The sequence below is a fragment of the Segniliparus rotundus DSM 44985 genome (assembly GCF_000092825.1).
In the GTDB taxonomy this organism is placed as follows: domain Bacteria; phylum Actinomycetota; class Actinomycetes; order Mycobacteriales; family Mycobacteriaceae; genus Segniliparus; species Segniliparus rotundus.
Genome location: NC_014168.1, coordinates 3,074,695 through 3,098,308 on the forward strand (window position 1 = coordinate 3,074,695; position 23,614 = coordinate 3,098,308).

The following is a 23,614-nucleotide window of genomic DNA, read 5'->3' on the forward strand; positions in this document are numbered from 1 at the left end:
GAAGCATAGCAGCAGGCCGTATGATTTCGGGCATGTCCCGCTCGCTGATCTGGGTATGGGGATTGTGGGATTGGGGGGCAGCCGGGTTCTCCGTCCTCGCCTGGGCCTTCCTCTTCGGCCCGTACCTCATCAACCAGGTGGGGACAGGTTTGTCCGATACGCTGTCCCCGAACGCCTGGTTGGGGCTCGGCGTGGGGGCCTCCGGGCTCGCCCTGTTGCTCGTCGCGCCGGGCGTCGGCCCGTGGATCGGCGCGGGGCGCCGGCGCCATCGAGCGCTCGTGCTGCTCAGCGGCATGCTTGTGGCGATCCTGCTCATGATGTCGACGATCCGTCCCGAACTCGCCCAATTCTGTCCGGGGTTGTGCCTGCTCTCCGTCGGTCTCCTCGTCTACGAGCTCGCCACCATCCCGTACAACGCGATGCTCAGGGACCTGTCCGACCCGAGGGACATCGGCAACGCGTCCGGCGCCGGCATGGCCATGGGGTATTGCGGCGGCATCCTGCTGCTCGGACTGAGCTTCTTCTGCTGCATGAACGGCGACGGGCCCACGCGGGGCTTGTTGCGCGTTCCCGCGGGCGACGGGCTTCCCGTGCGGATGTCCTTGCTCCTCGGCGGCGTTTGGCTGCTGGTTTTCAGCCTCCCCCTGTTGCTCTTCGCGCCGAAACGCAAGGAAGTGGACACCGCTCGGGGTTTCTTCGACGCCTACCGGACCGTCGCGAGGGATCTGCGGGAACTCTGGCGGCTCGACCGGCGAGTGGTGCAATACCTCATGGTCAGCGCAGTCTTCCGTGACGGCGTCGTCGGGTTCGCGACCTTCGGGGCGGTGCTCGCGGTCAGCGAGTACGAGTTCAGCCAAAGCCACCTGCTCGTCTTCGGCGCGATGAGCAGCAGCGCGGCGGCATTCGGGGCGGCGGTCAGCGGACGGGCCAACAACCGCTTCGGCACAGGGCAGGTCATCCGGGCCTCGCTCGCCTCGATTCTGCTGTTCTCCGCCGGGCTCCTCGTCTCCACCGGCCCGGGGGCGTTCTGGGCTTTCGGGTTGGGGATCTCTATTTTCATCGGCCCGACGCTCGCCGCCTCACGCACCTTGCTGTTAGAGATCACCCCGCCCGGCAAAGAAGGGGAAATGTTCGGCTTGTACGCCGTGAGCGGGCGAACCGTCGCTTTTCTTTCCCCGACAATGTTCGGGATCTGCGCGCAACTGTTCCACGCAGGCCGTGGCGGCGCGGCGGGCATCATGGCTGTCCTCGCGGCAGGCCTGGCCGGCATGACGCTGATCGACACGACCGGCTGAGCCGAGGCCCGAGGCCGGGCCGCGGCCGGGTTAACCGAGGACGGCGCCGATTTCCTGCGCCGCGACCTCGCCGTACGCCTCCTTGATCCGGGCAAGGGCCGAAGCCTCGTCCCACGTCCAACGCTGCGCGCCGCCGGGCGACTCCAGCACCAGGACCGCGACCATCGAGCCGAGCTGGGCGGAACGCTCCACCGAAAGGCCCTTGGTCTGCCCCACGAGGTAACCGGCGCGGAAAGCGTCGCCGACCCCGGTCGGGTCCACCCGGCTGATCTCGTCCACCGCGCCGACATGCACGAGCGAGCCGTCGTGCAAACACACGTCGACGCCGTCGGCTCCCAACGTCGTGATGCGGGTGCCGACGACATCGTGCACCTGCGATTGCGTCCACCCCGTTTTGCTGAGCAGAAGATCCCATTCGTAATCGTTGGTGAACAGCAGACGCGCGCCTTCCACCAGTTTTTTCGCGTCCTCGCCGGACATCCGGGCAAGCTGTTGAGAAGGATCGGCCGCGAACGGGACGCCCAGTTCACGGGCCTCCTGGGTGTGCCGGAGCATCGCCGCCGGGTCGTTCGCCCCGACCAGCAGCAGGTCCGGTTTGCCTGATTTCGCGACGATGTCGGCGATGCTGATCGTGTGCGCCTCGGCCATCGCGCCCGCGTAGAAGGAGGCGATCTGCGCCATGTCCTCGTCGGTCGTGCACAAAAAGCGCGCGGTCTGCGCCGTCTGCGAAACCAACACGTGCTCGCAGTTCACCCCGTGCGCTTGCAGCCAGGCCCGGTACTCGCCGAAGTCCTCGCCCACCGAGCCGAGCAGCGCCACATCGCCGCCGAGCACCCCGATCGCGAAGGAAATGTTCGCGCCGACGCCGCCCTTTTGGATCTCCAGCTCGTCCACCAGGAAACTGAGCGAGACCTTCTGCAGATTGTCCGCGAGCAACAACTCGCTGAACTTCCCTGGGAACCGCATGAGATTGTCGGTCGCGATGGAAGCGGAGACGAGAATGGCCACGGGCTTTCCTTCCGATAGTTGCCATGAGGCACGTTGGATTCGCACCGCCATGCTACCCCAGCAGAGCCGCAGCCCACTTTCGCCGGAATAGAGTGGCCGTATGGCCGACTCTGTCGCAGAGCTCGACGCGCGGCTGCGCGAGCGTTTGGAGGACCAGACCCGTCTGGCGCGGGACGCAGTGCTCCATCACCGCCGCTCGCCCCAGCATGACGAATCCGCGTCGCTGCGCCTCATGGAATTCGAAGCGATCCGCGCCCAACTGGCCCGCAGCGAAGGCCAACGGAGCCTGCTCCTCTTCGAACCCTCAGAAGAAGGCGGGGGAAGCCTCGTCGCCATCGGGGTCGGCGACCTGGCCGCGGCCGAGCATGTCAGCGTCTACGTGCCGGGCAACCACACGACAATCCTGCGCAGCCTCGCCAGCATGGCGATGGAGACCAAAGCCCTCGTGCAGATCGGAAACGAACTCCTCTCCTGCCGCTCAGAGGCAGACCGCGGGCACGCGGGCGTGTTCTGGCTGGGCTACCGGTGCCCCCAAACAGACTCCGCAGTGCTCACCGACGTCCGGGCCAAAGAGGCTGTCCCCGCATTGCGAAGATTCTTGGCGCAGCTGGACCAGCTCAGAGCAGGGCGCACAGCCCACACCACTTTGATCGGGCACTCCTACGGCTCCCTGGTCGCCGGTTTGGCCATGTGGCAGCACAACCCGGTCGCCGACCTGGTCCTTGTCGGCTCCCCCGGCATCGGGACGACGAACCCCCTGGACGACTGGGAGTCGCAACCGAGGGTGTGGGCGCTCAAAGCCCGCGGCGACATCGTGGCCAGCTTGGAGCGGTTCGGGCCGAGCCCGGACACGCTGCCCGCCACGGCCCGCCTGGCCACCGGAGCAGCGCGATACACCGCCTGCTCGGGCGAACAGATCGAGCTCGTCAGCATCGACTCGCACAGCCGCCAGCCCTTCAACCACTCCCATTTGCGTTACAACGAACCCGGCACCACCAGCCACTTCAACCAGGCGATGGTCGCTGCGGGACTGCTCGGCGACGTCATCCTCGAAGCCGAATCGGCCGACTGAGCACACAGACGCTGAGGGGCCGTGCAGAATGACGGTATGAAGAAAACACCCGCTGTGTTCGCAACCGTGCTCGCGCTCAGCGGCTGCGGCTCGCACACTGCCCCCCAAGGCCACGACAAAACTCCCGCCAGCGCCGAACAGCCCGAAGCCGGGCAGGCGGTGAGCCCCCGGATTTCGGACCCGGAAATCGGCGCCTCCTACATCGTCCCGAAGGGCTACCACCGCGGCAAGGCGGAGCCCTCGCGGGTCGTTCTTGTGCTCGACGGGTCTCCTGAGGTGAGCATCAGCCTGCGGCGGCTGTCGAAAGACGTGCCGGACGACGCCCCGTTCGCGACGATGGACGCGAACCAGTCGGCGGAATATGTGGCGAAGATGCTCCCGAAGGACGAGCGCGACGTGGTGCTGCTGCGGGCGAGTTGGGGCGACGAGGATTTCCCGGCCGCGGCGGTGGCGGTGACCGCCCCGGTTGCCGCGCAGAGCGCGGATGCCGCGGGCGGGCCGAAACGGAGCCTGACGTATGCCGCCTTCCTCGGCAAGGGCGAGCACAAATGGATGGTGCGCACGAGCGCGGAGGAGTTCCCCGACGGGGTGACCCCAGAGTCGCTTTCCAGCATCAGCGAAGCCTTCGCGCGCTCGGTCAAACCCCTCGGCTGACCTGGCCGCCCGGTTGGCCGCGCTCAGGAGCGCCGGAACAAGAGCCCTGCGGGAAGCCCCCGCCGACGCCGTCACTATGGTGTTCACAACCAGATGAAGGAGCCTGATGCTGGACGCCTACCTCGCTGAATTCCTCGGCACCGCCGTCCTGATGTCGCTCGGCTGCGGGGTGGGGGCGAACTTCAGCCTCCCGCAGAGCAAGGCGGTCGGTTCGGGAGGCTCCTGGCTGGCGGTGACGTTCGGATGGGGCCTGGCCGTGTACTGCGCTGCGCATGTGGCTTTCAAATCCGGCGCGATGCTCAACCCCGCCCTGACCTTGGGCACCATCGCTCGGGGGACGAAAACGTTCACGCAGGGAGTGCCGGTCACCGCGGGCAATGCCATCGGCTATTTGACGGCGGAGTTCCTTGGCGCGTTCGTCGGTTCGGCCATCGCCTGGGTCGCCTACAAGCAGCACTACGACACAGCGGACGACCCGCAGACCATCCTGGCGACGTTCAGCACCACGCCCGCCATCCGGAGCCTCCCGTGGAACATGGTCACCGAGATCATCGCGACCTTCACCATGGCCTTTGTCATTTTCCATTTCGCGGGCACCCCGGCCCGGCTGGGCCCGCTGCCAGTGGCTTTCCTCATCATCGGGATCGGTCTCGCGCTCGGGGGGCCCACCGGGTATTCCCTGAACCCCGCGCGGGACCTGTCGGCCCGCGTCGCGCACGCAGTCCTGCCCATCCCCGGCAAAGGCACGTCGGACTGGGGATACGCGCCCATCGGCGTGATCGGGCCCATGATCGGCGCGGTGCTCGCGGGCTTCGCCTGCCGATGGCTGCCCTACCTGAAAATATGAGCCGCCGGAAGATGTGAGCCGCGCCCGCCCGCCCCGTGCAACCGGAAGGAAAAGAGGAGCCCATGCCTGACTTCGTCGCCGCCGTCGACCAAGGCACCACCTCGACGCGATGCATGCTCTTCGACCGGGAAGGCAAGGAACAGGGTCGCCACCAGCTCGAACACACGCAGATCCTGCCGCGACCAGGCTGGGTGGAGCACAACCCCGTGGAAATCTGGGAACGGTTCCGCACGGTCACCCAGACCTTGCTGGACGCCAAGGGGCTGCGCGCGTCGGACCTGGCCGCCGTGGGGATCACCAACCAGCGTGAGACGACGGTGGTGTGGAACAAGAAAACCGGGCGGCCCTATCACAACGCGATTGTCTGGCAGGACACCCGCACCGACCGGCTGGCAGCCGCTGTGGAGCGCTCCGGCAAAGGCGATGTGGTGCGGCAGAAAGCGGGCATACCGCCCGCGACGTACTTCTCGGGCGGCAAACTCGCCTGGCTGCTGGAAAACGTCCCCGGTCTGCGCCAAGACGCCGAACGCGGCGAAGCTCTGTTCGGCACGATCGACACCTGGCTGCTGTGGCGGCTCACCGGGGGCTTCGAGGGCGGCGCGCACCTGACCGACGTGACGAACGCGTCGCGGACCATGCTGATGGACATCGACACGCTCGACTGGGACGAGGAGCTGCTCGGAATATGGGGCGTGCCGAGGGCCATGCTGCCCGAGATCCGCCCCTCCTCGGACCCGGAGTTTTTCGGCCACACCAACAACCGGGGGCCGTTTCTCGGCGAAGTGCCGGTCGCCGGGATGCTCGGCGACCAACAAGCCGCGATGGTCGGGCAGCTGTGCCTGGAGCCCGGCGAGGCGAAAAACACGTACGGCACCGGCAACTTCCTCCTGCTCAACACCGGCGAATCGCCTGTGCGCTCGCAGAACGGTCTGCTCACCACGGTCTGCTACCAGTTCGGCCGCGACACAGCGCGCTACGCCCTCGAAGGCTCCATCGCGGTGACCGGCTCCGCGGTGCAATGGCTGCGCGACCAGCTCGGCGTCATCAGCAGAGCAGAGGAAAGCGAGGCGCTGGCCCGGTCGGTCAAAGACAACGGCGGCGTCTACTTCGTGCCCGCGTTCTCCGGGCTCTTCGCGCCGCACTGGCGCTCGGACGCGCGCGGGGCCATCGTCGGGCTCTCCCGGTTCAACACCAACGCCCACATCGCCAGGGCCGCCCTCGAAGCGATCTGCTATCAGAGCAAGGACGTGGTGGACGCCATGGAACGCGACTCCGGCGTGCGCCTGGAAGTGCTCAAAGCCGACGGCGGGATCACGGCGAACGAACTGTGCATGCAAATCCAGGCCGATGTGCTCGGCGTGGACGTGGTGCGCCCGGTGGTCGCCGAAACCACCGCGCTCGGCGCGGCGTACGCGGCCGGGCTGGCCGTCGGCTTCTGGGCCTCGACAGACGACCTGCGGCAGAACTGGCAGGAAGGGAAACGGTGGAGCCCCGCCACCACTGAAGAGGAGCGGGAAGCAGGGCACGCCCGATGGCGCAAAGCCGTCGAGCGCACCTTGGGCTGGGTGGACGTCGACTGAGCCGGACGTTGTCGGCGCGAAGACGACCTGCCACGACGGGCTGGGAGACCGCGACCGGCAGCGCGTCCTCAAACCTGGACCCCATCGGTTGCTATGTCAGAAAAGCCGGGGGGCTTGGGTTTACGCGGGTCGCCAGCAGACTTTCTCGACCCCGGTGAAGCCCCGGTCAATGTCGTCCAGAGCGTTGCGCATGCGGTCTTGCATGCCCATCGGCGCGGGGAAGTTCAGCAGGGCGCGGGAGCGGTCGTCGGCGGTGTCGATGGCGTCGGTGAGCGCGTCGCCCAGTTCCAGCAGCGCCCCTTTCAGCCCGCCGTCCTCCGCCTCCAACGCCGCGCGCTGCACGATGTCTGCCTCCCAGCGCACCAGATTCCGCAACTCCCACAACGGGTCCATTGACGTGGGCTGCTCCACCAAATCCCGCAACTCCTGCCCCAAATCCCGATCCCCAACCTCTGCGTTGAACGACGCGAACTGCGGCGAAATCACCCCGACCTGCGAACAAATCGAACGAGTAGCTGGGGCCGCAGCCGTATGAGGCGCGAAGGCAATCGTCATTGCCATTGCAGGAAGAACGACGATGTGGAGAAATTTCACAATTACGGTCCGCGTTTTCGAAGTGTAGCAATTTCTTTGCATATCCATCATTCCCAACTCAGCCATTTGGTTAGGTCACGAATTCTCGTCTCGACATCACCGCGAGTGTTCAAATTCTCCTGCCACTGCACTGCTAAAGCTTTTCCTGCATGAATACAGCCGTGATAGTCAACATCTTCTTGCAACCCCGCCCACCAGAGCATCCGCGCGGCTACGTAAGGATGGACATGATCGTCCCGCAGTCTGGCCAAAATAACACGATAATACAGCGCGACCCCGCCACGCCGACTCTCCTCGCCCCCCAACCTTGCCACGATCATCGATGCGAGATCGGGGCTCGGGGCACCTGATTGCGCTGCGGCCCGCGCCACTCTCAGCGTTTCGGAAACTTGATCATCGAGCCGGCTGGAATCAAGCGCACTCGGGAACGTATCGCCAACGAGGAGGGTCGCCACCTCCTCGTCAGCCAAACCTGCCTCGTTGAAATAACACTTAGCCAGATAGATGAGAAGCTCGTCGACTTGGTCTCGCGATGGATTTTCTTTCTTCAGCAGCTTCGTCGCTTCTATGTCAGTAATGCCTCTCTTTCGCAAAGATGAATTAATGACAGATCTTTCCGAGTTAATCATAGCTTTCTCCGAATGGAGATTCGATCCGCTGTTGTGTTAAAAACCTGCGACACATCCGGCCCAATGAGCCAGTCACTCTGATCATTGTTCTAATTGTGGAAGACAACTGCAATATGATTTCCCGTCCAGTTACATGATGTCAACGTCGAGCGACATGCCAAGCATGGCCAGGTTTTCGATCTGGTCATGGCGCAGTGATATCGATGGATACGACGTTCCTTCTTCCACTATCACTTGAAAAGCAGCTTCAACCCTAACATCCATTGCTTCTACTGTTGCTCGAAACTTATCGCAGACTGGGGTCAGCACTGCGAGCAAACGGTCGATTTCTTTTTCGAGATGTATCGACTCCCGTTCGTCGATATCCATTCTCCAGATATCTTCGTTAAAGGTTAATCCCGGTACGCGCTGTTCGCCCGCGCGAATAGTACGTGTCGGAGTCAGAGAAACTTCGTTTGAAAAAATATTTGGATCGAATTTCCCGAGCACGACAATCATAGTTTTAATAGTGGTCGACAAAAACTTCTCCAGTTCAGATTCATAGGTCATTTATATTGATATTCAATGATTCGCCTTCTCCGGACCCACCTTTTGGTTTAACGTAAATATTCCCGCCTCTATCCTTGTATAAATCTCGATTAGCCGCATTGCCATAACCTTTCAAATCATGAATATCATACCCGGCATCTTTCAGCTTTTGTATATCACCTTTGGTTAGCAATTTGTCTTGCGCCGGATTACGAATCCCGTCGCTGCCACCGCCGCCAGAGCGGCAGTTTTTGAGTGCTGCTGCGGATTTTTGCAAACGATCTTCGTTGGCTGCGGCTCTTCTGTTGAATTCTGCTGCGACTGCTGGTGAGCCGACACCGCCAGCGGCCGCGAGCTCTGCTTTGAGGGCTTGATTCTCTGCGATGGCGGCTTGGACTTCTTCTAGTTCCGCCGAGCATTCTCCGGGGTCCTTTGGCTCTTGCTTCTGCGGTGCCTGCTCCAGGTTGGCGTTTTGCCCGGCCTCCGTCTGCATGGTGGAGGGGTAGGTGGTGGGTTTGCTGGCGAGGGTGTAGGTGTCTTGGGTGGCTTGGGCGGATGCTTGTGTGGCGGTGCCGTTCTGCTGGAAGAGCCCCGGAGACTGGATTCCAGACATGAACTGCCCATCGGGTCCTATGACTTGGAAGGCTCCGGGGGGTTGGGGGAGGGGTTGGATGCTCGCGCCGTCGGGGAGGCGCATGGGGAAGTTGCAGCTCGTGGGAGCCGAGGGGTTCTTCATTGTCACCGCGAGCTTGGTGAGGCCTTCTTGGCTCTCGTCCACGAGGATGTCGAAGCTTTTGCTGGTGTACTGTTGCACGCCGTCACCAACATCGGTGGGACCGGTGAGCTGGTCGGAATGGGGTAGGACGAGGGTGATGTCTTGGTCAGGGTCGGTGGTAGGAATCTTGATCTGATGCCCTGCGGGGAGGGGTTGTTGGTTGAGGGGTGTGCCGTCGAGGCGGTTGATGGGTGCTTGTTGGGGGTTTTGGAAGGGGCCTTGGTTGGCGGGGAAGTGGGGGGCCTGGTTCGTGTCGGGGCCGTAGGCGTCGCCGTTGGTGCCGGCTTTGGCGGGGCCTTGGGGTTGCTGCTGGGCGCCGAGGTTGCCGGGGCCGGGGGTGCCGTTCATCGGGTTCGGCTTCGCCACCGAGCCTTGGGAGCCGGGGACGGGCGGGAGCGAGGCTGGGGCGCTGGGCTGGTTCGGGGGGCCTTGGGGCCCGGTCGGCCCATTGGGCATGCTGGGTCCGGTCGGGCCGGTCGGCCCCCCGCAATCCGGCGGGCACGGGTCGGCCCACGCTTTCGGGGCGGTCGGGGACGGCGCGGGCGGGGTCCCGAGCAAGACAGCAACAATAGCGGCGAGGAGGCACAACACGATCCCCGCCCGCGCTTTGACGCCGAACCATGCTCTGCCTGGTGTGGTTTTCCGTTCCACCATTGCCGGCCCTCCCATGCTTGCCCGTCCTCCGAGGTCTTTTCGCCTACTGTTTCGGGCCGCGCCGCCCCCACTGATGATCATCGGATCTGTCCGGGAGCGTAGCCCTTGCGGATTGGCCCCGTCAACAGGCCGAGAAGTTTTTCTTAGTGCGGGAGCAGCGACCCGAGCGACCCGACGACCGTGCCCGCCGCCCCCGGCCACGTCGATGGGTCCAAAAGGTTCCCCAACAGCGAGCTGGCCCGTGTTGCCCTGTTGTGATGCTGGGCCGTTTGGCGTGGTCTGCGCGACCGTCTCCTGCCGAGGCCGGGGTTGCGCCTCAGGTGCTTGCGGCGCGGACTGGGGTTGCTGCGCCGCTGGTTTCCGCGGCGGCGTTGGTTCGGGCGGGAGGTCGGGGCCGCCGTGCTCGGGCAGCTCGTCGTTCTCCGGGAACGAGGGCGGCCCGACGCGCTCTGGACATTCGGGGTCCGCGTTGCTCAACACTTGGGGAATGCCCCCGCGCGGGGAATGCTGCTCCCCGAGGTCCCCCGGCACAGCGGTGCCGTTCATCGGGTTCGCCCCGCCCGCCAGCGGCGCGGGCGCGTCGTCCGGGTCCGCCAACGCCAGAGGTCCGGGAAGCGCGAGAGCGGCGACGACAAGAACCGCCCAACGACGACACGGACTGCTGCGAGCGCTGTTGGCCCCGAGACGCATATCCCTCTCAATTCTTATCCCACACGAAACACTTCGCGTTGAAGCCTCCGGACCAAACTGGCCGGAACAAAAATGTCCCAACCACCCGTTACGTGTTTTCGTGGCGACACACGCAAACAGAAATCCGAACCGTGACCACCCCGAACCCACACCGCGAAAAACAAAGACCCATGCAGCATCTCGAAGCTTTCGGCACGCCGCCGACCATGGCGAGCAAGCGCGACTGCGCCAGCGCGCGTCAGGCAACCGCCGAAGGGCGAGGGGGTTCGGCTAATCTGAGCGCACCGAAAACGAAGGAGCGATACCTGTGGCCAAAATCGTGGTGCATGTGATGCCGAAGGCCGAGCTGCTGGACCCGCAGGGCGCGGCGGTCATCTCCGCCCTGGGCAGGCTGGGTTTCACCGGGGCCACCGACGTCCGGGTCGGCAAGCGCTTCGAGCTGGTCTTCGACCGGGAGCCGGACGAGGCGGAGATCCGCAACATCGCGTCGACGCTGCTCGCCAACGAGGTCATCGAGGACTACGACTTCCACGTCGAGGTGACCGCGTGACCCGGATCGGGGTGGTGACGTATCCGGGGACGTTGGACGACGCCGACGCGGCGCGGGCGGTGCGCCGGGCGGGGGGCGAAGCGGTCGCGCTCTGGCACGCGGAGGCGGATTTGCGCGGCGTCGCGGCGGTCATTCTGCCCGGCGGCTTCTCGTACGGCGATTATGTGCGGGCCGGGGCTATCGCGAGCCTCGCGCCGGTGACCCGCTCGGTGGTGGAGGCGGCGGCGAAGGGGCTTCCGGTGCTGGGCATCTGCAACGGCTTCCAGGTGCTCTGCGAGGCGGGCTTGCTGCCGGGGGCGCTCACCCGCAACCGGGACGGGCGGTTCGTGGCCAGGGACCAGACGCTGGAGGTTGTGAACGCGGGAACGTCTTGGACGAGCCAGTACGAGCGGGGCGAGGAGATCCTGGTGCCGCTGAAATCGGGGGAGGGGTGCTATGTGGCGCAGGAGCCGGTGCTCGACGAGCTCGAGGCCGAGGGCCGCGTGGTGTTCCGCTACACGGGGCAGGAGGGCAACCCGAACGGCTCGCTGCGCGATATCGCCGGGGTCGCCTCCGCGAACGGCAGAGTCGTCGGGCTGATGCCGCATCCCGAGCACGCCATCGACTCGCTGTGCGGGCCGAGCGTGGACGGATTGGCGATGTTCGCCGGTCTGGTCGAGAGCCTGGCCGCTTAGTCCGCGCGCCGCTGGTCCAATTCGGCGATGAGCTTTTTGGGGGGCGTTCTGCCGGTAGGAGTCCTCCAGCAGCTCGGCGACCAATGCCCGCGGCTCCCGAAGACCCAGGTCGTCATCGACGAACACGATCGGATGCGCCATGTCTGCCAGTCTTAGCCGCTAGGCTCAAGCGTATGACGCACGAGACCAGCCCCGGGGGTGCCGCCCGTCCGCTGGAGGCGCCGTCGCCCGCCGACCCCGGCCCTGAGGGCCTGTGCGCGTTCGTGGACGCCTCGCCCACCCCGTTCCACGCGCGGCAGACGGTCGCCGCGATCCTCGCCGACAACGGGTTCGCCGAGCTTCAGGGCGCCGACGCGTGGCCGAGCAGCGCCGGAAGGCACTACGTCGTGCGAGGCGCGAGCATCATCGCCTGGGCTGCGCCCGAAAGCTCCCCGCCGAGCGCGTTCCGCATCGTCGCAGGCCATGTGGACAGCCCGAACTTGCGGGTGAAACAGCATCCGGACGGTTCCGTCGCCGGGTGGCGCACGGTCGCGCTCGAACCGTACGGCGGGGCGTGGACGCACACCTGGCTCGACCGGGATCTCGGGCTCGCCGGGCGAGTCGTTTTCCGTGAGGGCGCGAGCCTTGTGGAGCGCCTCGTCACCGTCGCCGAGCCAATGCTGCGCGTGCCGCAGCTCGCGATCCACTTGGCCGAGGAACGCGACGCGGTGCGGCTGAACCCGCAGCGGCACCTGAACGCGGTGTGGGGCGTCGGCCAGAACCAGCCCGATCTTGCAGGTTTCCTCGCCGAACGGCTCGACGTCAAGGCCGACACGATCCTGGGTTTCGACCTCATGGTCTTCGACCTCGCGCCCTCCCAGGTGATCGGTTCGGCGCGCGACCTCGTCTCCGCTCCCCGGCTCGACAACCAGGCCAGCTGCCACGCCGGGGTCCAAGCCCTGCTGCGCGCGGCGCGGGATGTGTCCGAGGACAGCCCGGTCCCCGTGCTCGCCCTGTTCGACCATGAGGAGGTCGGCAGCGTCTCCGAGCGGGGGGCAGCGTCCGAGTTCTTGACGAACGTCCTGGAAAGGATCGTCCTGGCCTCCGGCGGGGGGCGCGCGGAGCTGCTGCGCGCGTTCGCGGGCTCGGCGTGCGCGAGCGCCGACATGGCGCACGCGACACACCCGAACTACCCGGAGCGGCACGAGCCCGCACACATGGTCTTCGCGGGGCAAGGGCCTGTTGTGAAGGTGAACCAGAATGTGCGCTACGCCACGGACGGTATGGGCGAGGCCCTTTTCGCCCTGGCCTGCCAACAGGCGGGGGTGCCGTTGCAGCGGTACATGCACCGAGCGGACCTGCCGTGCGGCAGCACTGTCGGCCCGGTGCTGTCCGCCCGGACCGGGATCGTCACGGTGGACGTCGGGGCTCCGCAGTTGGCGATGCACTCCGCGCGCGAACTCATGGCGGCGGCGGACGTCGTGCCGTACGCGAAGGCGCTGGGCAGGTTCTTCTCCCCCAGCTCGTGAGCTTCCCTTGCTTTTTGTCCCACCATTGGCGGGATTCCTTTGCTAGGGTTTCCATATGATTGCTCGTCGCAAGATTCTCGCCCTCGCCGCTGGCGCGGCCCTCCTCGCCGGATGCTCGAACAACGACCACAAACCCCCCGCGCCGACCGGCCCCCTGCCGTCCGCCGGGCAGTTGCAAAGCGAGTCGGCGGCATACACGAAGGCGCAGACCAGCGTGCATGTCGTGGTGACCACCACCGGGACGGTGCCGGACTTCCCGCTGCAAAAGCTCGAAGGCGATTTGGCGAACAAGCCGCAGACCGTGGCGACCGGCCACATCTCGGCGAAGATGAGCGGGCAACTGGTGGAAGGCGACTTCCGCGTGTTGGGCGACGGGCACCTTTGGGCCAACCTTTTCGGCCCTTGGCAGGATTTCGGCGAAGCGGCCAAAGCGCTCGGCGGCTACCAGATCTCGGACATCCTGAGCCCGGAAAAAGGCCTCGGGAACCTCGTCGCGGGCATCCAGAACCCGACCGCCGAAGGGCGTGAGCAGGTGGGCGGGGTGAACACGGTCAAGATCAAGGGCAAAGTCAGCCCTGAGGTCCTCAAGCCCTTGTACCCCGGGGCCAAGCAGGAGGCCGACGTGACCGCCTGGGTGCAGGAGGACGGGGACCACCAGCTGGTGCGGACCGTCGTGGAGGTGTCCCCCGGCAACACCATCGTCCTCGACCCCAGCAAATGGGGCGAGCCCGTCACGGTGGCCAAGCCGGTCTAATGCGGCACAGACATATCGCCATCCTCGCAGGCGGTCTCGCCGTCCTGCTCGGAGCGCTGGACACCTATGTCGTGGTCAGCATCATCACCGACCTGATGAACAGCGTCCATGTCCCGTTGAACCAGGTCCAAAAGGTGACCCCGGTCGTCTCGGGTTATTTGCTCGGCTACATCGCGGCGATGCCCCTGATCGGCCAGGCTTCGGACCGGTTCGGCCGCCGCCTGGTGCTGCAGTTGTGCCTGCTCGGCTTCATCGCGGGCTCCGTCCTGACCGCGACCGCGGGCAGCGCGTGGAACCCGCTCAGCGACTGGTTCGGCGGATACCTGGTGCTCCTCACCGGCCGCGTGCTGCAGGGGGTCGCGAGCGGCGCCCTGCTCCCCGTCACTTTGGCGCTGGCCGCCGACCTGTGGGAACAGCGCAACCGCGCGAAAGTGCTCGGCTGGGTGGGAGCCGCCCAGGAGCTCGGCAGCGTGCTCGGACCGCTGTACGGCATCCTTTGCCTGTGGCTGTTCGGGTCGATGGGCGAGGACTCGTGGCGCAGTATTTTCTGGGTGAACGTGCCGCTCTCGCTGCTCGCGATGGCGCTGGTGCAGGTCTCGGTCCCCCCGCAGGGCGAGCGCAGCGGGCCGCGGACCAAGGTCGACGTGGTCGGGGGCCTGCTGCTCGCGATTGCCCTGGGGCTGGTCGTCGTCGGGCTGTACAACCCTGACCTGGGGGCGAGCCAAGGGAACTCCAACCAGCCGCAGCAGGCGCTCTCGCCGTGGGGCGTGCCGGTCTTGATCGGCGCGGCTGTCGTCCTCGCCGTGTTCTTGTTGTGGGAATCGCGCGCCCGCACCACGCTGATCGAACGGTCCGGGGTGCGTTGGACCCCGTTCCTCATGGCGCTGCTCGCTTCGTTCGCCGCAGGCGCGGCGCTCATGGTGACCATGGTCAACGTGGAGTTGTTCGGCCGGGCGGTCCTGAGTTTGGACAACGCGCACGCGACCTTCCTGTTGTCGTGGTTCCTCATCGCCCTGCCGGTCGGCGCGGTGATCGGCGGGTTCGCTTCCAGCCTCTGGGACCGTCGTTCCCAAGGGCAAGGCGGCGAACGCGTCGTCGCGGTCGTCGGCCTGATCGTCGCGGCGTTCGGGTACTGGCTTTTCTCCCGTTGGCCGTTGGATGTGCTCGGCGCGAAGCACAACCTGGGCTTCGTCGCGGTGCCGATGCTGCACACCGACCTCGTCGTGGCCGGATTCGGCCTGGGCCTGGTCATCGCGCCGCTTTCGGCGGCCGCATTGCGGGCGGTGCCCGTTTCGAGCCACGGTGTGGCCTCGTCGGGCGTCGTGGTGGCCAGGATGACCGGGATGTTGATGGGCGTTTCCGGGCTCACCGCGTGGGGTTTGTACCGGCTGCACGATCTGTACGCGGTCGCGGTCAAAGAGGCTCCGCCGCTCGCGCCGGACGCGCCTTTCGCCGAGCGGGTGGCGCAATCCGGCCGCTTCCTTATCACGGCGTACCATCTCGAATACACGGAGATCTTCGAGATCACGGCGCTCATTTGCTTGTTCGGGGCGATCAGCGCCGCGTTCATCGGCTCCGCTCGCAAACAAAAGCCTGAGCTGTCGATTTCCGGCTCTTAGCTGTTCCGTTATACTCGATACGACAGGGCCTTTGCGCGATCGCGCCAGAAGCGATAACTCGCGTCAATCCACCAGGTGTGCGAGTATGCATGTGAAAGTCATGGGGCAGGCTCATGACGCGGGGCGCCGCAAGAGAACGAGGGCAGGAGATGACGAGGCCGCCGTACGGGTGGGACCACCAGCATGGGGCGCAAGGATCGCCGTATGCTGAGCCGGTTCGCCCGCCCCAATCCGGGCAACCCCCGTCACCGTACGCGTACCCTGCGGCTTCGCCCTACGCTGCGCCAGCCCAATCGCCCTACGCGCATCCCGCGGCTTCGCCCTACGCTGCGCCAGCCCAGCCCCCCTACGCGTACCCCGAGGCTTCCCCCTACGCGGAGCCGGTGAGCCGGCCGGACTATCTGCGTCCTCGCCAACGTGTTCAGATCCCGTCCGCACCGCAACCGCGGCGTTGGCCGTGGATGCTCACCGCCGCTGTCTCCGTCGTCGTCATCACGATCGCGGTCGCGGTCATGTTCAAGAATTTGAGCGACCCGACCCCGGCTGCGCCGAAAGCCGGCCAAACCAAGCCCAGCGCGACCCTGCTCCCCTCAGCCGACGCGTCCACAAGCCCGACTCCGCCGCCGACGGCCGAACAGCCGGACGGCGACGATCCGTCAGAGGACGAGGACCCGGCCCCGGACGAGGAGAGCACTGTCGAGATCACGCCCGAAATCACGAGTTCCAGCAAGGCGGCCAAACCAAAATCCACCTCAGCCGCCCCCGAACCCGACGACGGCGAAGGCAGAATCCCGAGAGTCCGAGGCCGCAACGCCGAAGACGTCCAATCGCAGCTGCAGGAGCTCGGTTTCACGAACATCCAGCTCGTGCCGGACGACCCCGCGAGCGGGATGGTGCTCTTCGCAGCCGGTTGGAAGGCAGTCTCCGTCGATCCCGGCCCTGGGGAGATCGTGGACCTGACCGACACCGTCACTGTGCGGTGCGTGCCGCTGAATTAGGTATGATGGGATCGTGGAAAGCCACAGTCCCCGCGTTGCGCGAGTCGCTGAGCACCCCCGACCCGACCATGTCATCGCGCATATCAGCGACACCCACCTGATCGCGGGCGACGGCCTGCTGTACGGCGACGTGGACGCGGACGCCAAACTCGCGGAGCTCTTCTCCAGGATCGAAGCTTCCCAGCCCGCGCTGGACGCGCTGGTCTTCACCGGCGACCTCGCCGACACTGGCCAGCCCGACGCGTACCGCAAACTCCGGGACGTCGTCGAGCCCGCCGCGGCCCGTCTCGGCGCGCAGGTGATCTGGGTGATGGGCAACCATGATGACCGAGGAGCGCTGCGCGAGCACTTGCTGCGGGAAGCCCCCTCCTTGGCCCCGCTCGACCGCACGCACGACGTCGAAGGTCTGCGGATTGTCGTGCTCGACACTTCTGTGCCCGGCAGCCACCACGGGGAAATCACCCCCGAACAGCTCGATTGGCTGAACGAGCAGCTCGCCGAGCCCGCGCCGTTCGGGACCATCCTCGCAATGCACCATCCGCCCGTCCCCAGCGTCCTCGACCTCGCGGTGTCAGTGGAATTGCGCGACCAAGCCCCGCTGGCCCAGGTGCTCCGCGGCTCCGATGTGCGTTGCGTCCTCGCGGGGCATCTGCACTACTCGACGAGCGCGACATTCGCCGGCATCCCGGTGTCCGTGGCCTCAGCCAGCTGTTACACCCAAGACCTCCTTGTGGAGGCTGGCGGAACGCGAGGCCGCGACGAGGCGCAAGCGTTCAACCTGGTGCACTGCTACCAAGAGACCGTGGTGCACAGCGTCGTGCCGCTCGCCGCTGGCCGCACGGTCGGCGAGTTCGTCGCGCCCGAAACCGCGCAACGCCGCCTGGAAGAGGCAGGGCACACGATCCTGCCCGCCGCGCGTATTCCGCACCGCGTCTCGCCCGCGCCCGCTCGCACGGCTTAAGCGGCCTCCTCGCCGGACTCCTCCCACGGCTCTTTCTCCCACGGCGCCGGCAGGGGGAAATACCGTTCCAGGAAGTCTCCGACGATTTCGGCCCGCTCCGCCGCCTCGACCTCCGGGAAGCTGCTGTCATTGAGGCAGAAGAAGTCGCGGTTGCGCTTTTTGAGCAAGCCCGGCAGTTTCCCGAGGCCCTCCCGCGAGGTCGTGTCGACATAGCGCACCTTCGCGCGCTCCTGCTGCACCGCGCGCCCAGTCAGCAAAGCGTAGTAGTGGTACAGCGAGTTGGTCACCGAGATGTCCGTCGCCGAGCGGAACCGGCTCGCCATCGTCCGCGCGAAGTCCTGCGGGAACTCTTGTTCCAACTCGAAAAGGACACTTCTGCGCAACGGGGCCGCGGTGTGCTCCAAGTGCCGGGTGATGACCTGGCCGAACCGGTCGAAAAGCAGTTGGCGGTTCATCCGTGCCGCGTTCTCGAAGCCGCTGCGCTCGGGATCGCTGCCGCCGAGCCCGATCCTCGTGCCCGCCTCGATGAATTTGCTCACCCCGCCCGGCGAGAAAAACATCGACGGAGCGAGCGGGCGGCCGAAGAACATGTCGTCGTTGGAGTACAGGAAATGTTCCGCGAGGCCGGGGATGCGATGCAACTGGCTTTCCACCGCGTGGCTGTTGAAGACCGGCAGAACGCCCAGGTCGGCGAAATGGTCCTCGGCCCGGACCACCGTGACCTTCGGATGCTCGGCGAGCCAGGCCGGGGTGCGGGAGTCCGTCGCGATGAAGATCCGGCGAATCCACGGCGCGAACGACCACACCGAACGCAGCGCGTACCGCAGCTCGTCGATCTGCCGGATCCGCGCTTCGGCAGCGTCGCCCTCGCCCGCCACGTACCCGCCCAGGAACGAGGCGCGGCGCGCGCGCAGCTCCGGGTCGGAACCGTCCACCCAGGAGAAAACAATGTCGATGTCAAAGGTCACATCGGCGGCGTGCGGGGCGAACATGCCCTGGATCGTGGGCCACACGCGGCCGTGGAGCTCGACGTCCTCGCGGACGATCTCGCGCAACGCCAGCGCCTTGCGGGTGAGCGAGTTCTCCACCGGGCAGATCGCCTGGCTGCCGTCGAACACCCAGAATTGCAGTTCGACCCCGGCCGAAGCCCCGTAGCGCAAACCGGACTTCGCGGCCTTCTGCCCGCCTTGGCCCCGTTTGCGGTAAATCCGCAGCAGCCGGGGGTCGGCGCTGACGCTCAAAAGGCCGTCCCCGAGGTAGATCGAACGCCGGTGGCTCCCATCGAGGATCTTCGCGTGCAGCGGCGCGTCCAGGCAGGCCGCCATGAGCGCATGGGCGACGCGGGCGCGGTGGCGGATGTCGACCACGAGCGCCGGGCGGCCGTCCGCGCTGCGGATGAGCAGGAACGGGATGTCGTGCGTCTCGAACTCGCGGCGCAGGAACAAAAGATCCTGCACCATGGCCTGGTGCGGCGTCAGGCGGGCCGGCCGGGGCCCGGCGGGCGGGGCGTTGTGCTGCGTGTGCCCGACAGAACGGATGTCGATCGTGTTGGCCATGGCTCCCACCTGCTTTCTGCTCTTGAGCGCGCCCTGCGAGGACGCGAACTTTCCGTGAACAGAAACTGTCGCACACATGCGGAAAACTCGCATGTGGTGGTGAAACCTGGAGTTCACAAACCGTCTGACGGGCCTGTGCGCCCGACGGCCCCGCAGGTCCTCATGCCGTCCAGCACCACAGAGGTCAGAAACGCGGCCCGTGACTGGTCCTCCAGGTAGCGTTGCGCGGCGAAACAAGCCTTCAGGAGGAACTTCACATCGTCGGGGACGAGGTCCGCGCGGAGCGTGCCCGCCCGCTGCGCCCGCTCGACCAGTTCCTTGCTGACCCCTCGGAACCTGTCCTCCACCTCGGGAAGCTCGACGCCTGAGCTCTCCAGGGCGTCGGAAAGGCCGTGGTCCACCGCCGCTTGGTCGATCACCTCGGTGAAGAACGTGAAAAACGCCTCGCCCGCAGGCTCGGTGCGGAGCACTTCTTCGGCGCGGGCGAGAATATGGTCGACCCGGTCCATCACGACAGCGAGAAAAAGCTGTTCTTTCGTCGGAAAATGCCGATAAACGGTGCCTGCGCCGACCCCGGCACGCCGGGCGATCTCGTCCACCGGTGCGCCTATCCCGAGCTCGGCGAAAGCCTCGTAGGCGACGCTGAGGAGCCGGGCCCGGTTTTGCGCGGCGTCGGCGCGCAAAGGGCGCCGCGCTGGCAAAGACCCCTCGACCGCTTGTTGTGTCATCTGGGCCTGCCTCGGTGGTGTTGCTCTCAAACAAGCGGAACTGCTGCTCCGATTTTATCCCAAGGGAAGACCGCGATCAAGGATTCGGCGGGAACGCGCCGCCGCTTGCCCCATCACAAACCGGGCGCGGCGACAGGTAGGCTGGTCCGCGAAACCACTGCCGAGAGGAGCCACAACCATGAGCAGCGGACGATGGACCGAGGCAGACGCCCCCGACCAAACCGGCCGGGTCGCCGTCATCACCGGGGCCAACACCGGCCTGGGCTACGAGAACGCGCGGGCGCTCGCCCAACGCGGCGCGAAAGTCGTGATCGCCGTCCGCGACACCGCGAAAGGCGAGTCCGCCGCGGCGAAGATCCAGCAGCTCGCGCCCGCGGCCGAGGTCACAGTCCAACCGCTCGACCTCGCCAGCATGGATTCGATCCGCCAGGCCGCCGAGGAGCTGCGCAACTCGCTGGAGAAAATCGACCTCCTCATCAACAACGCGGGCGTGATGATGCCGCCGAAACGCAAGAGCACCCGAGAGGGCTTCGAGCTGCAATTCGGCGTGAACCACCTGGGCCACTTCGCCCTCACCGGGCTCTTGCTCGACAAGATCGTGGCGACGGAAGGCTCGCGCGTGGTGACCGTGTCGAGCATCGCGCACAGCAACAACCCGCCCAAAAGCGGGATCCGCTGGGAGGACCCCCAATGGGAGCGGTCCTACTCCCCCCAGGGCGCCTACGGGCAGTCCAAACTCGCGAACCTGCTCTTCGCCCGCGGTCTCGACCGCAGGCTCACATCAGCAGGCAAAGGCACTCTTTCCACTGCGTCGCACCCTGGTGTCGCGGGGACTGACCTCGGCCGCCAATTCGGCGGCCTGGGCAAAATGCTCTACGAACGCGGTTCTGCGCTCTTCCTCAACACGGCCCAGGTGGGGGCGCTTGCGACCCTACGGGCCGCAGTGGACCCCTCGGCGAAGGGCGGGGAGTACTACGGCCCCGCCGGACCTGCGGGATTGGCCTGGCGGGGGCACCCGGTCCTGGCCCGTTCGTCGGAAAAATCCCGCGACGTCGCGCTGCAAGACCGCCTCTGGGGCCTTTCCGAAGAGCTGACCGGAGTCGCCTACTCGCTGTGACCGCGCTTTCGGGCCTGTCCGCGACCTGTCGGTCGGGGCAGGGCCGCGCTGCGTGGACGCGGCCGAGCGGACGTGCGCCGATTCCGGCCGCAAGCGCAACACCGCGCGGCTCCAGGGCGCGATTGGGGTTCTGCGGATCGCAGACCGCGAACGACGCGCTCGAGTTGGCCCGCGCATTGCGCCATTTCTGCTGTTTGGTGGTGCGCGTGAACCGAAGCCGCTCCCCGTCCCAGTCGTACCACATCACGCCCGCATGGGTTTTCCCCAAGGGGCCGCCTGTGGCGAGGCGCGGAGCCATACCCGCGCCGTTCGGCGTTCGAGGGCTTCAGGCCCGGCGTGTTCCTGATGGGCGAAACGCGAACACCCGGACGAACACCAACCCGAGGACGAACGCGGCCAGCACACCCGTGTTCGCCGCTCCCCACCCCTGCTGCCTGGCCTGATCGGTGAGCAAGTAACCGGCCAACGACCGGAACGCCGGGTCGGCGGGGTCGATCCAACCGAGGCCCGCGAAGCTCGCGCCGATCACGGCCGCGACACGCCCGAAGGCGAGGCTCGGATCCGGCGGCGCGGACCAATCCGCGGTCGAAGCGGCCGCGACGAGAAAGACCGCGCACCACGCCGCGATCGGCACCCCCAGAAGATCGAGGACCGACTCGAATGTCGCCGAAAATTTCGGGGACACAAAGACAACATGTCCGCCCGCCGCCACGGTCAATGCCCCGCTGGCGGCCATAGCGGCCGGTTGGCGCAGCGGGGCGCCGAGCGCGAGCAGATTCAGCCCGGAAGAATAGAGATTCACCGCCGCGTTGCTCGTGAACCCGACCATAGCGACCAGGAGGAAAACCGGGCCATACCAAGCCGGAGCCACATCCGCGAGGGCTCCGACCGGATTTCGTCTGACCTCTTCGCCGACATCCGGCCTGGACGCGCAGAGCAGCACCCCGTAGAGCATCAACGCGGCCGAAGGGAGCCCTCCGCCTATCGCCGTCCAGACCCGGACGGAGCGAACTTTCGACGACTCGGGCAGATAGCGGCTGTAATCCGCCCCCGCCATGACCCATGCGAGGCCGCCCGCGGCGATGACGAACACCGTTGCGCCCACGAGCTGCGCGCAACTCGGCCGAAGGATGCCCTCGGGCAACTGGACCAGGCTCCCCGTGAGGAAAACGTAGCCTGCGACCGCCGCCGCGGCGACACAAGCGAACCAGGGTTGCAGAGCCATGATGAGCCGATACCCGCAGACAGCCGCAGTGACGACCGCCGAAGCGAGGACCACGAAGCACACGAGCCGGACGTGCCCGGCCGCCCCGTGCACGAACCTGTCGTTGAACGCGACCGCCGTGAGCACCGCGAGCACCAGGTTCACCGCGCCCCACCCCAAAAGCGCCACATAGCTGATCGAACAGGGCAGGACGTTGCCCGCCGTGCCGAAGACACGACGGCTGAGCGCCATGGTCGGCTGTCCCGCTGCGGGCCCGAGCGCGGCGACGAAGCCGAGGAGGACGTACCCCGCGACGCAGCCGACGAGGACGACACACACGGCCCAAGGCCAAGACAGACCGAAATCGATGACGAAAAAGCCGTAGGACACCACGAACGGGTTCAGGCTCGCCGCCGCCCACACGCGGGTGTGGGAGAACGGCGTGCCCGATCGTTCATAAGCAGGGACCTGCGCGGTTCCTTGGCGTTCGACCGAGGGCCGCAGCTGCGTCATGCGGATTTCGGCAGGTGCTGCAACAATTCTATGGCGGACCTCTTCGCCGCCAGGGTGGTGATCTCGCTGGAGCGCTCCCGCACCGCGTCACGCACTTCTCCTGCTTGCAGCCCCAGGGTCGGATCGCTGCGCAGCATCGACGGCACTGCGGCGCCGACCAGGTAGAGGAAGTACGCCTCGTTCTCCGTGCGCAGGTCCACCAGGAGCTCTGACGCCGTGTTGCGCAGAAGAACCGAACCGGGCAGGGAGAAGTCCGTGGTCGCGGGCGCGTCCCGGTTGTACGTGGGGAACGACCAACGCTCCACCATGCCGAGCAAGGGGCTTTTGCGAACGAGATGGATATAGCGCTGCGCCTCGTCGAAATCGCCGCTTTGGATGATCCGCCCGATGGTCGTGCTCCGGTAGGACATCACCGTGCGCCTGCTGAGCCCGTTGTCGTCCGGTTCGAACACCAGCATGCCGGTGGACTTCACCACATGGTGCGACAGCGTCGCGTGCCCGAGCATCGCGTGGTGCGAATGCGTGTTCTCACCGAGCCGGGAAACCAGTTCGACTGCTGTTTGCACCAAGGGCGTCGGGTCGACGAACACGCCGCCGGCGGCCGCGGAGCGCCACAGTAGCCCCAAGGCCCTGTCCTGCGGGCGGCCCCAGAACCGAGCGAGGTGCGCGGCTGCTTTTTGCGGGTCGCCGCCCATGACGCTCAGCGCCGCGTCGAGCGCGTTCGCGAGCAGCTGTTCCGGCATCTTTTCGACTCTGACCAAGCGGCGGAACGCGTCCAGGTCCACATGCAGGTCAACCTCGCCCAATCCTTCCAGCAATTGCTTGCGCCGCTGCCGCAACGTGTCCGAGACCATATGTTCCGCGACGCCGGGAAGGACTGCGATCAGCGCTTGGAGCGTCTTGCCTTTGACGCGTTCCAACCAGTCCTCAGACCTCCAGAGCCTGCTGACGGTGCTCTCCTCCAGGCCGGACAGGAACGCCACATCGGACAGGGAAAGGCCAGAACGCTCGGCGAACGTCGCCAGTGCCACAGCCATGCCTTCCCCTTCTCAGCCGATGTTCACCAACCCGAGCGCGCAGTGCTCGAATAGGCGCAGTGCTCGAAT

Annotated in this window: 23 protein-coding genes; 14 read left to right on the forward strand and 9 right to left on the reverse strand. The window is 66.3% G+C overall.

What is annotated here, in order from left to right; genetic code table 11:
- Window positions 1–32: 32 nt before the first annotated feature.
- Complete coding sequence (locus SROT_RS14960) at window positions 33–1,295, forward strand: MFS transporter (protein WP_148223469.1); 1,263 nt, start codon at window positions 33–35, stop codon at window positions 1,293–1,295.
- Between the two features lie 30 nt (window positions 1,296–1,325).
- Here SROT_RS14960 and SROT_RS14965 read toward each other — a convergent pair whose 3' ends face one another.
- Window positions 1,326–2,303: a carbohydrate kinase family protein gene (locus SROT_RS14965; RefSeq protein ID WP_013139859.1), complete on the reverse strand. Its 978-nt coding sequence runs from the start codon at window positions 2,301–2,303 to the stop codon at window positions 1,326–1,328.
- Window positions 2,304–2,403: 100 nt separating this feature from the next.
- Here SROT_RS14965 and SROT_RS14970 point away from each other — a divergent pair, with 100 nt between their 5' ends.
- The 4 genes from SROT_RS14970 to glpK all read left to right on the forward strand — a co-directional run bounded on the left by SROT_RS14970 (window position 2,404) and on the right by glpK (window position 6,456).
- Window positions 2,404–3,375 carry an alpha/beta fold hydrolase gene (locus SROT_RS14970; RefSeq protein ID WP_013139860.1) on the forward strand — a complete coding sequence of 324 codons (972 nt, stop codon included), beginning with the start codon at window positions 2,404–2,406 and terminating at the stop codon, window positions 3,373–3,375.
- A 36-nt stretch (window positions 3,376–3,411) separates the two neighbouring features.
- Window positions 3,412–4,029 carry a hypothetical protein gene (locus SROT_RS14975; RefSeq protein WP_013139861.1) on the forward strand — a complete coding sequence of 206 codons (618 nt, stop codon included), beginning with the start codon at window positions 3,412–3,414 and terminating at the stop codon, window positions 4,027–4,029.
- Window positions 4,030–4,135: 106 nt separating this feature from the next.
- On the forward strand, window positions 4,136–4,876 hold the full coding sequence (locus SROT_RS14980; protein ID WP_013139862.1) for an MIP/aquaporin family protein: 741 nt from the start codon (window positions 4,136–4,138) through the stop codon (window positions 4,874–4,876).
- Between the two features lie 62 nt (window positions 4,877–4,938).
- Window positions 4,939–6,456 (forward strand): glycerol kinase GlpK, encoded by a 1,518-nt coding sequence (gene glpK / locus SROT_RS14985; RefSeq protein ID WP_013139863.1) that lies wholly within the window; start codon window positions 4,939–4,941, stop codon window positions 6,454–6,456.
- 120 nt (window positions 6,457–6,576) lie between these two features.
- Here glpK and SROT_RS14990 read toward each other — a convergent pair whose 3' ends face one another.
- The 4 genes from SROT_RS14990 to SROT_RS16900 all read right to left on the reverse strand — a co-directional run bounded on the left by SROT_RS14990 (window position 6,577) and on the right by SROT_RS16900 (window position 9,348).
- Window positions 6,577–6,942 carry a hypothetical protein gene (locus SROT_RS14990; RefSeq protein WP_041407410.1) on the reverse strand — a complete coding sequence of 122 codons (366 nt, stop codon included), beginning with the start codon at window positions 6,940–6,942 and terminating at the stop codon, window positions 6,577–6,579.
- A gap of 155 nt (window positions 6,943–7,097) precedes the next feature.
- Window positions 7,098–7,679: a hypothetical protein gene (locus tag SROT_RS16625; protein WP_013139865.1), complete on the reverse strand. Its 582-nt coding sequence runs from the start codon at window positions 7,677–7,679 to the stop codon at window positions 7,098–7,100.
- 129 nt (window positions 7,680–7,808) lie between these two features.
- Complete coding sequence (locus tag SROT_RS14995; RefSeq protein WP_083777894.1) at window positions 7,809–8,228, reverse strand: DUF4279 domain-containing protein; 420 nt, start codon at window positions 8,226–8,228, stop codon at window positions 7,809–7,811.
- Window positions 8,218–9,348, reverse strand: a complete 1,131-nt coding sequence (locus SROT_RS16900; RefSeq protein WP_245535319.1) for a polymorphic toxin type 33 domain-containing protein — start codon at window positions 9,346–9,348, stop codon at window positions 8,218–8,220. The genes SROT_RS14995 and SROT_RS16900 overlap by 11 nt, the downstream gene beginning before the upstream one ends.
- A gap of 1,285 nt (window positions 9,349–10,633) precedes the next feature.
- Here SROT_RS16900 and purS point away from each other — a divergent pair.
- From purS to SROT_RS15035, 8 genes are all read left to right on the forward strand, one after another.
- A complete protein-coding gene (purS, locus tag SROT_RS15005; RefSeq protein WP_013139869.1) occupies window positions 10,634–10,876 on the forward strand; it encodes a phosphoribosylformylglycinamidine synthase subunit PurS in 243 nt (80 codons plus the stop codon).
- Window positions 10,873–11,550 (forward strand): phosphoribosylformylglycinamidine synthase subunit PurQ, encoded by a 678-nt coding sequence (gene purQ, locus SROT_RS15010; protein ID WP_013139870.1) that lies wholly within the window; start codon window positions 10,873–10,875, stop codon window positions 11,548–11,550. Before purS ends, purQ begins: the two co-directional genes overlap by 4 nt.
- A 27-nt stretch (window positions 11,551–11,577) precedes the next feature.
- Window positions 11,578–11,706 carry a hypothetical protein gene (locus SROT_RS17325; RefSeq protein ID WP_281042107.1) on the forward strand — a complete coding sequence of 43 codons (129 nt, stop codon included), beginning with the start codon at window positions 11,578–11,580 and terminating at the stop codon, window positions 11,704–11,706.
- Between the two features lie 17 nt (window positions 11,707–11,723).
- Complete coding sequence (locus tag SROT_RS15015) at window positions 11,724–13,058, forward strand: M18 family aminopeptidase (RefSeq protein WP_013139871.1); 1,335 nt, start codon at window positions 11,724–11,726, stop codon at window positions 13,056–13,058.
- A 55-nt stretch (window positions 13,059–13,113) separates the two neighbouring features.
- Window positions 13,114–13,812 (forward strand): LppX_LprAFG lipoprotein, encoded by a 699-nt coding sequence (locus tag SROT_RS15020; RefSeq protein WP_013139872.1) that lies wholly within the window; start codon window positions 13,114–13,116, stop codon window positions 13,810–13,812.
- Window positions 13,776–15,431, forward strand: coding sequence for an MFS transporter (locus SROT_RS15025; protein WP_041407412.1), 1,656 nt, complete (start codon window positions 13,776–13,778; stop codon window positions 15,429–15,431). Before SROT_RS15020 ends, SROT_RS15025 begins: the two co-directional genes overlap by 37 nt.
- Before the next feature lie 149 nt (window positions 15,432–15,580).
- On the forward strand, window positions 15,581–16,429 hold the full coding sequence (locus SROT_RS15030; protein ID WP_013139874.1) for a PASTA domain-containing protein: 849 nt from the start codon (window positions 15,581–15,583) through the stop codon (window positions 16,427–16,429).
- Between the two features lie 13 nt (window positions 16,430–16,442).
- Window positions 16,443–17,390 (forward strand): phosphodiesterase, encoded by a 948-nt coding sequence (locus SROT_RS15035; protein WP_013139875.1) that lies wholly within the window; start codon window positions 16,443–16,445, stop codon window positions 17,388–17,390.
- Here the strand turns inward: SROT_RS15035 and SROT_RS15040 are convergent.
- Complete coding sequence (locus tag SROT_RS15040) at window positions 17,387–18,850, reverse strand: stealth conserved region 3 domain-containing protein (RefSeq protein WP_148223641.1); 1,464 nt, start codon at window positions 18,848–18,850, stop codon at window positions 17,387–17,389. The two genes, SROT_RS15035 and SROT_RS15040, sit on opposite strands and share 4 nt — an antisense overlap.
- Window positions 18,851–19,059: 209 nt before the next feature.
- Entirely contained in the window at window positions 19,060–19,674 is a 615-nt protein-coding gene (locus SROT_RS15045) for a TetR/AcrR family transcriptional regulator (protein ID WP_013139877.1), read from the reverse strand.
- A gap of 178 nt (window positions 19,675–19,852) precedes the next feature.
- Between SROT_RS15045 and SROT_RS15050 the strand changes: the two genes are divergently transcribed.
- Window positions 19,853–20,791, forward strand: a complete 939-nt coding sequence (locus SROT_RS15050) for an oxidoreductase (protein ID WP_013139878.1) — start codon at window positions 19,853–19,855, stop codon at window positions 20,789–20,791.
- A 325-nt stretch (window positions 20,792–21,116) separates the two neighbouring features.
- Here the strand turns inward: SROT_RS15050 and SROT_RS15055 are convergent, their stop codons facing one another.
- On the reverse strand, window positions 21,117–22,508 hold the full coding sequence (locus SROT_RS15055; RefSeq protein ID WP_013139879.1) for a purine-cytosine permease family protein: 1,392 nt from the start codon (window positions 22,506–22,508) through the stop codon (window positions 21,117–21,119).
- Window positions 22,505–23,545, reverse strand: coding sequence for a hypothetical protein (locus SROT_RS15060; RefSeq protein WP_013139880.1), 1,041 nt, complete (start codon window positions 23,543–23,545; stop codon window positions 22,505–22,507). Before SROT_RS15060 ends, SROT_RS15055 begins: the two co-directional genes overlap by 4 nt.
- Between the last annotated feature and the right edge of the window lie 69 nt (window positions 23,546–23,614).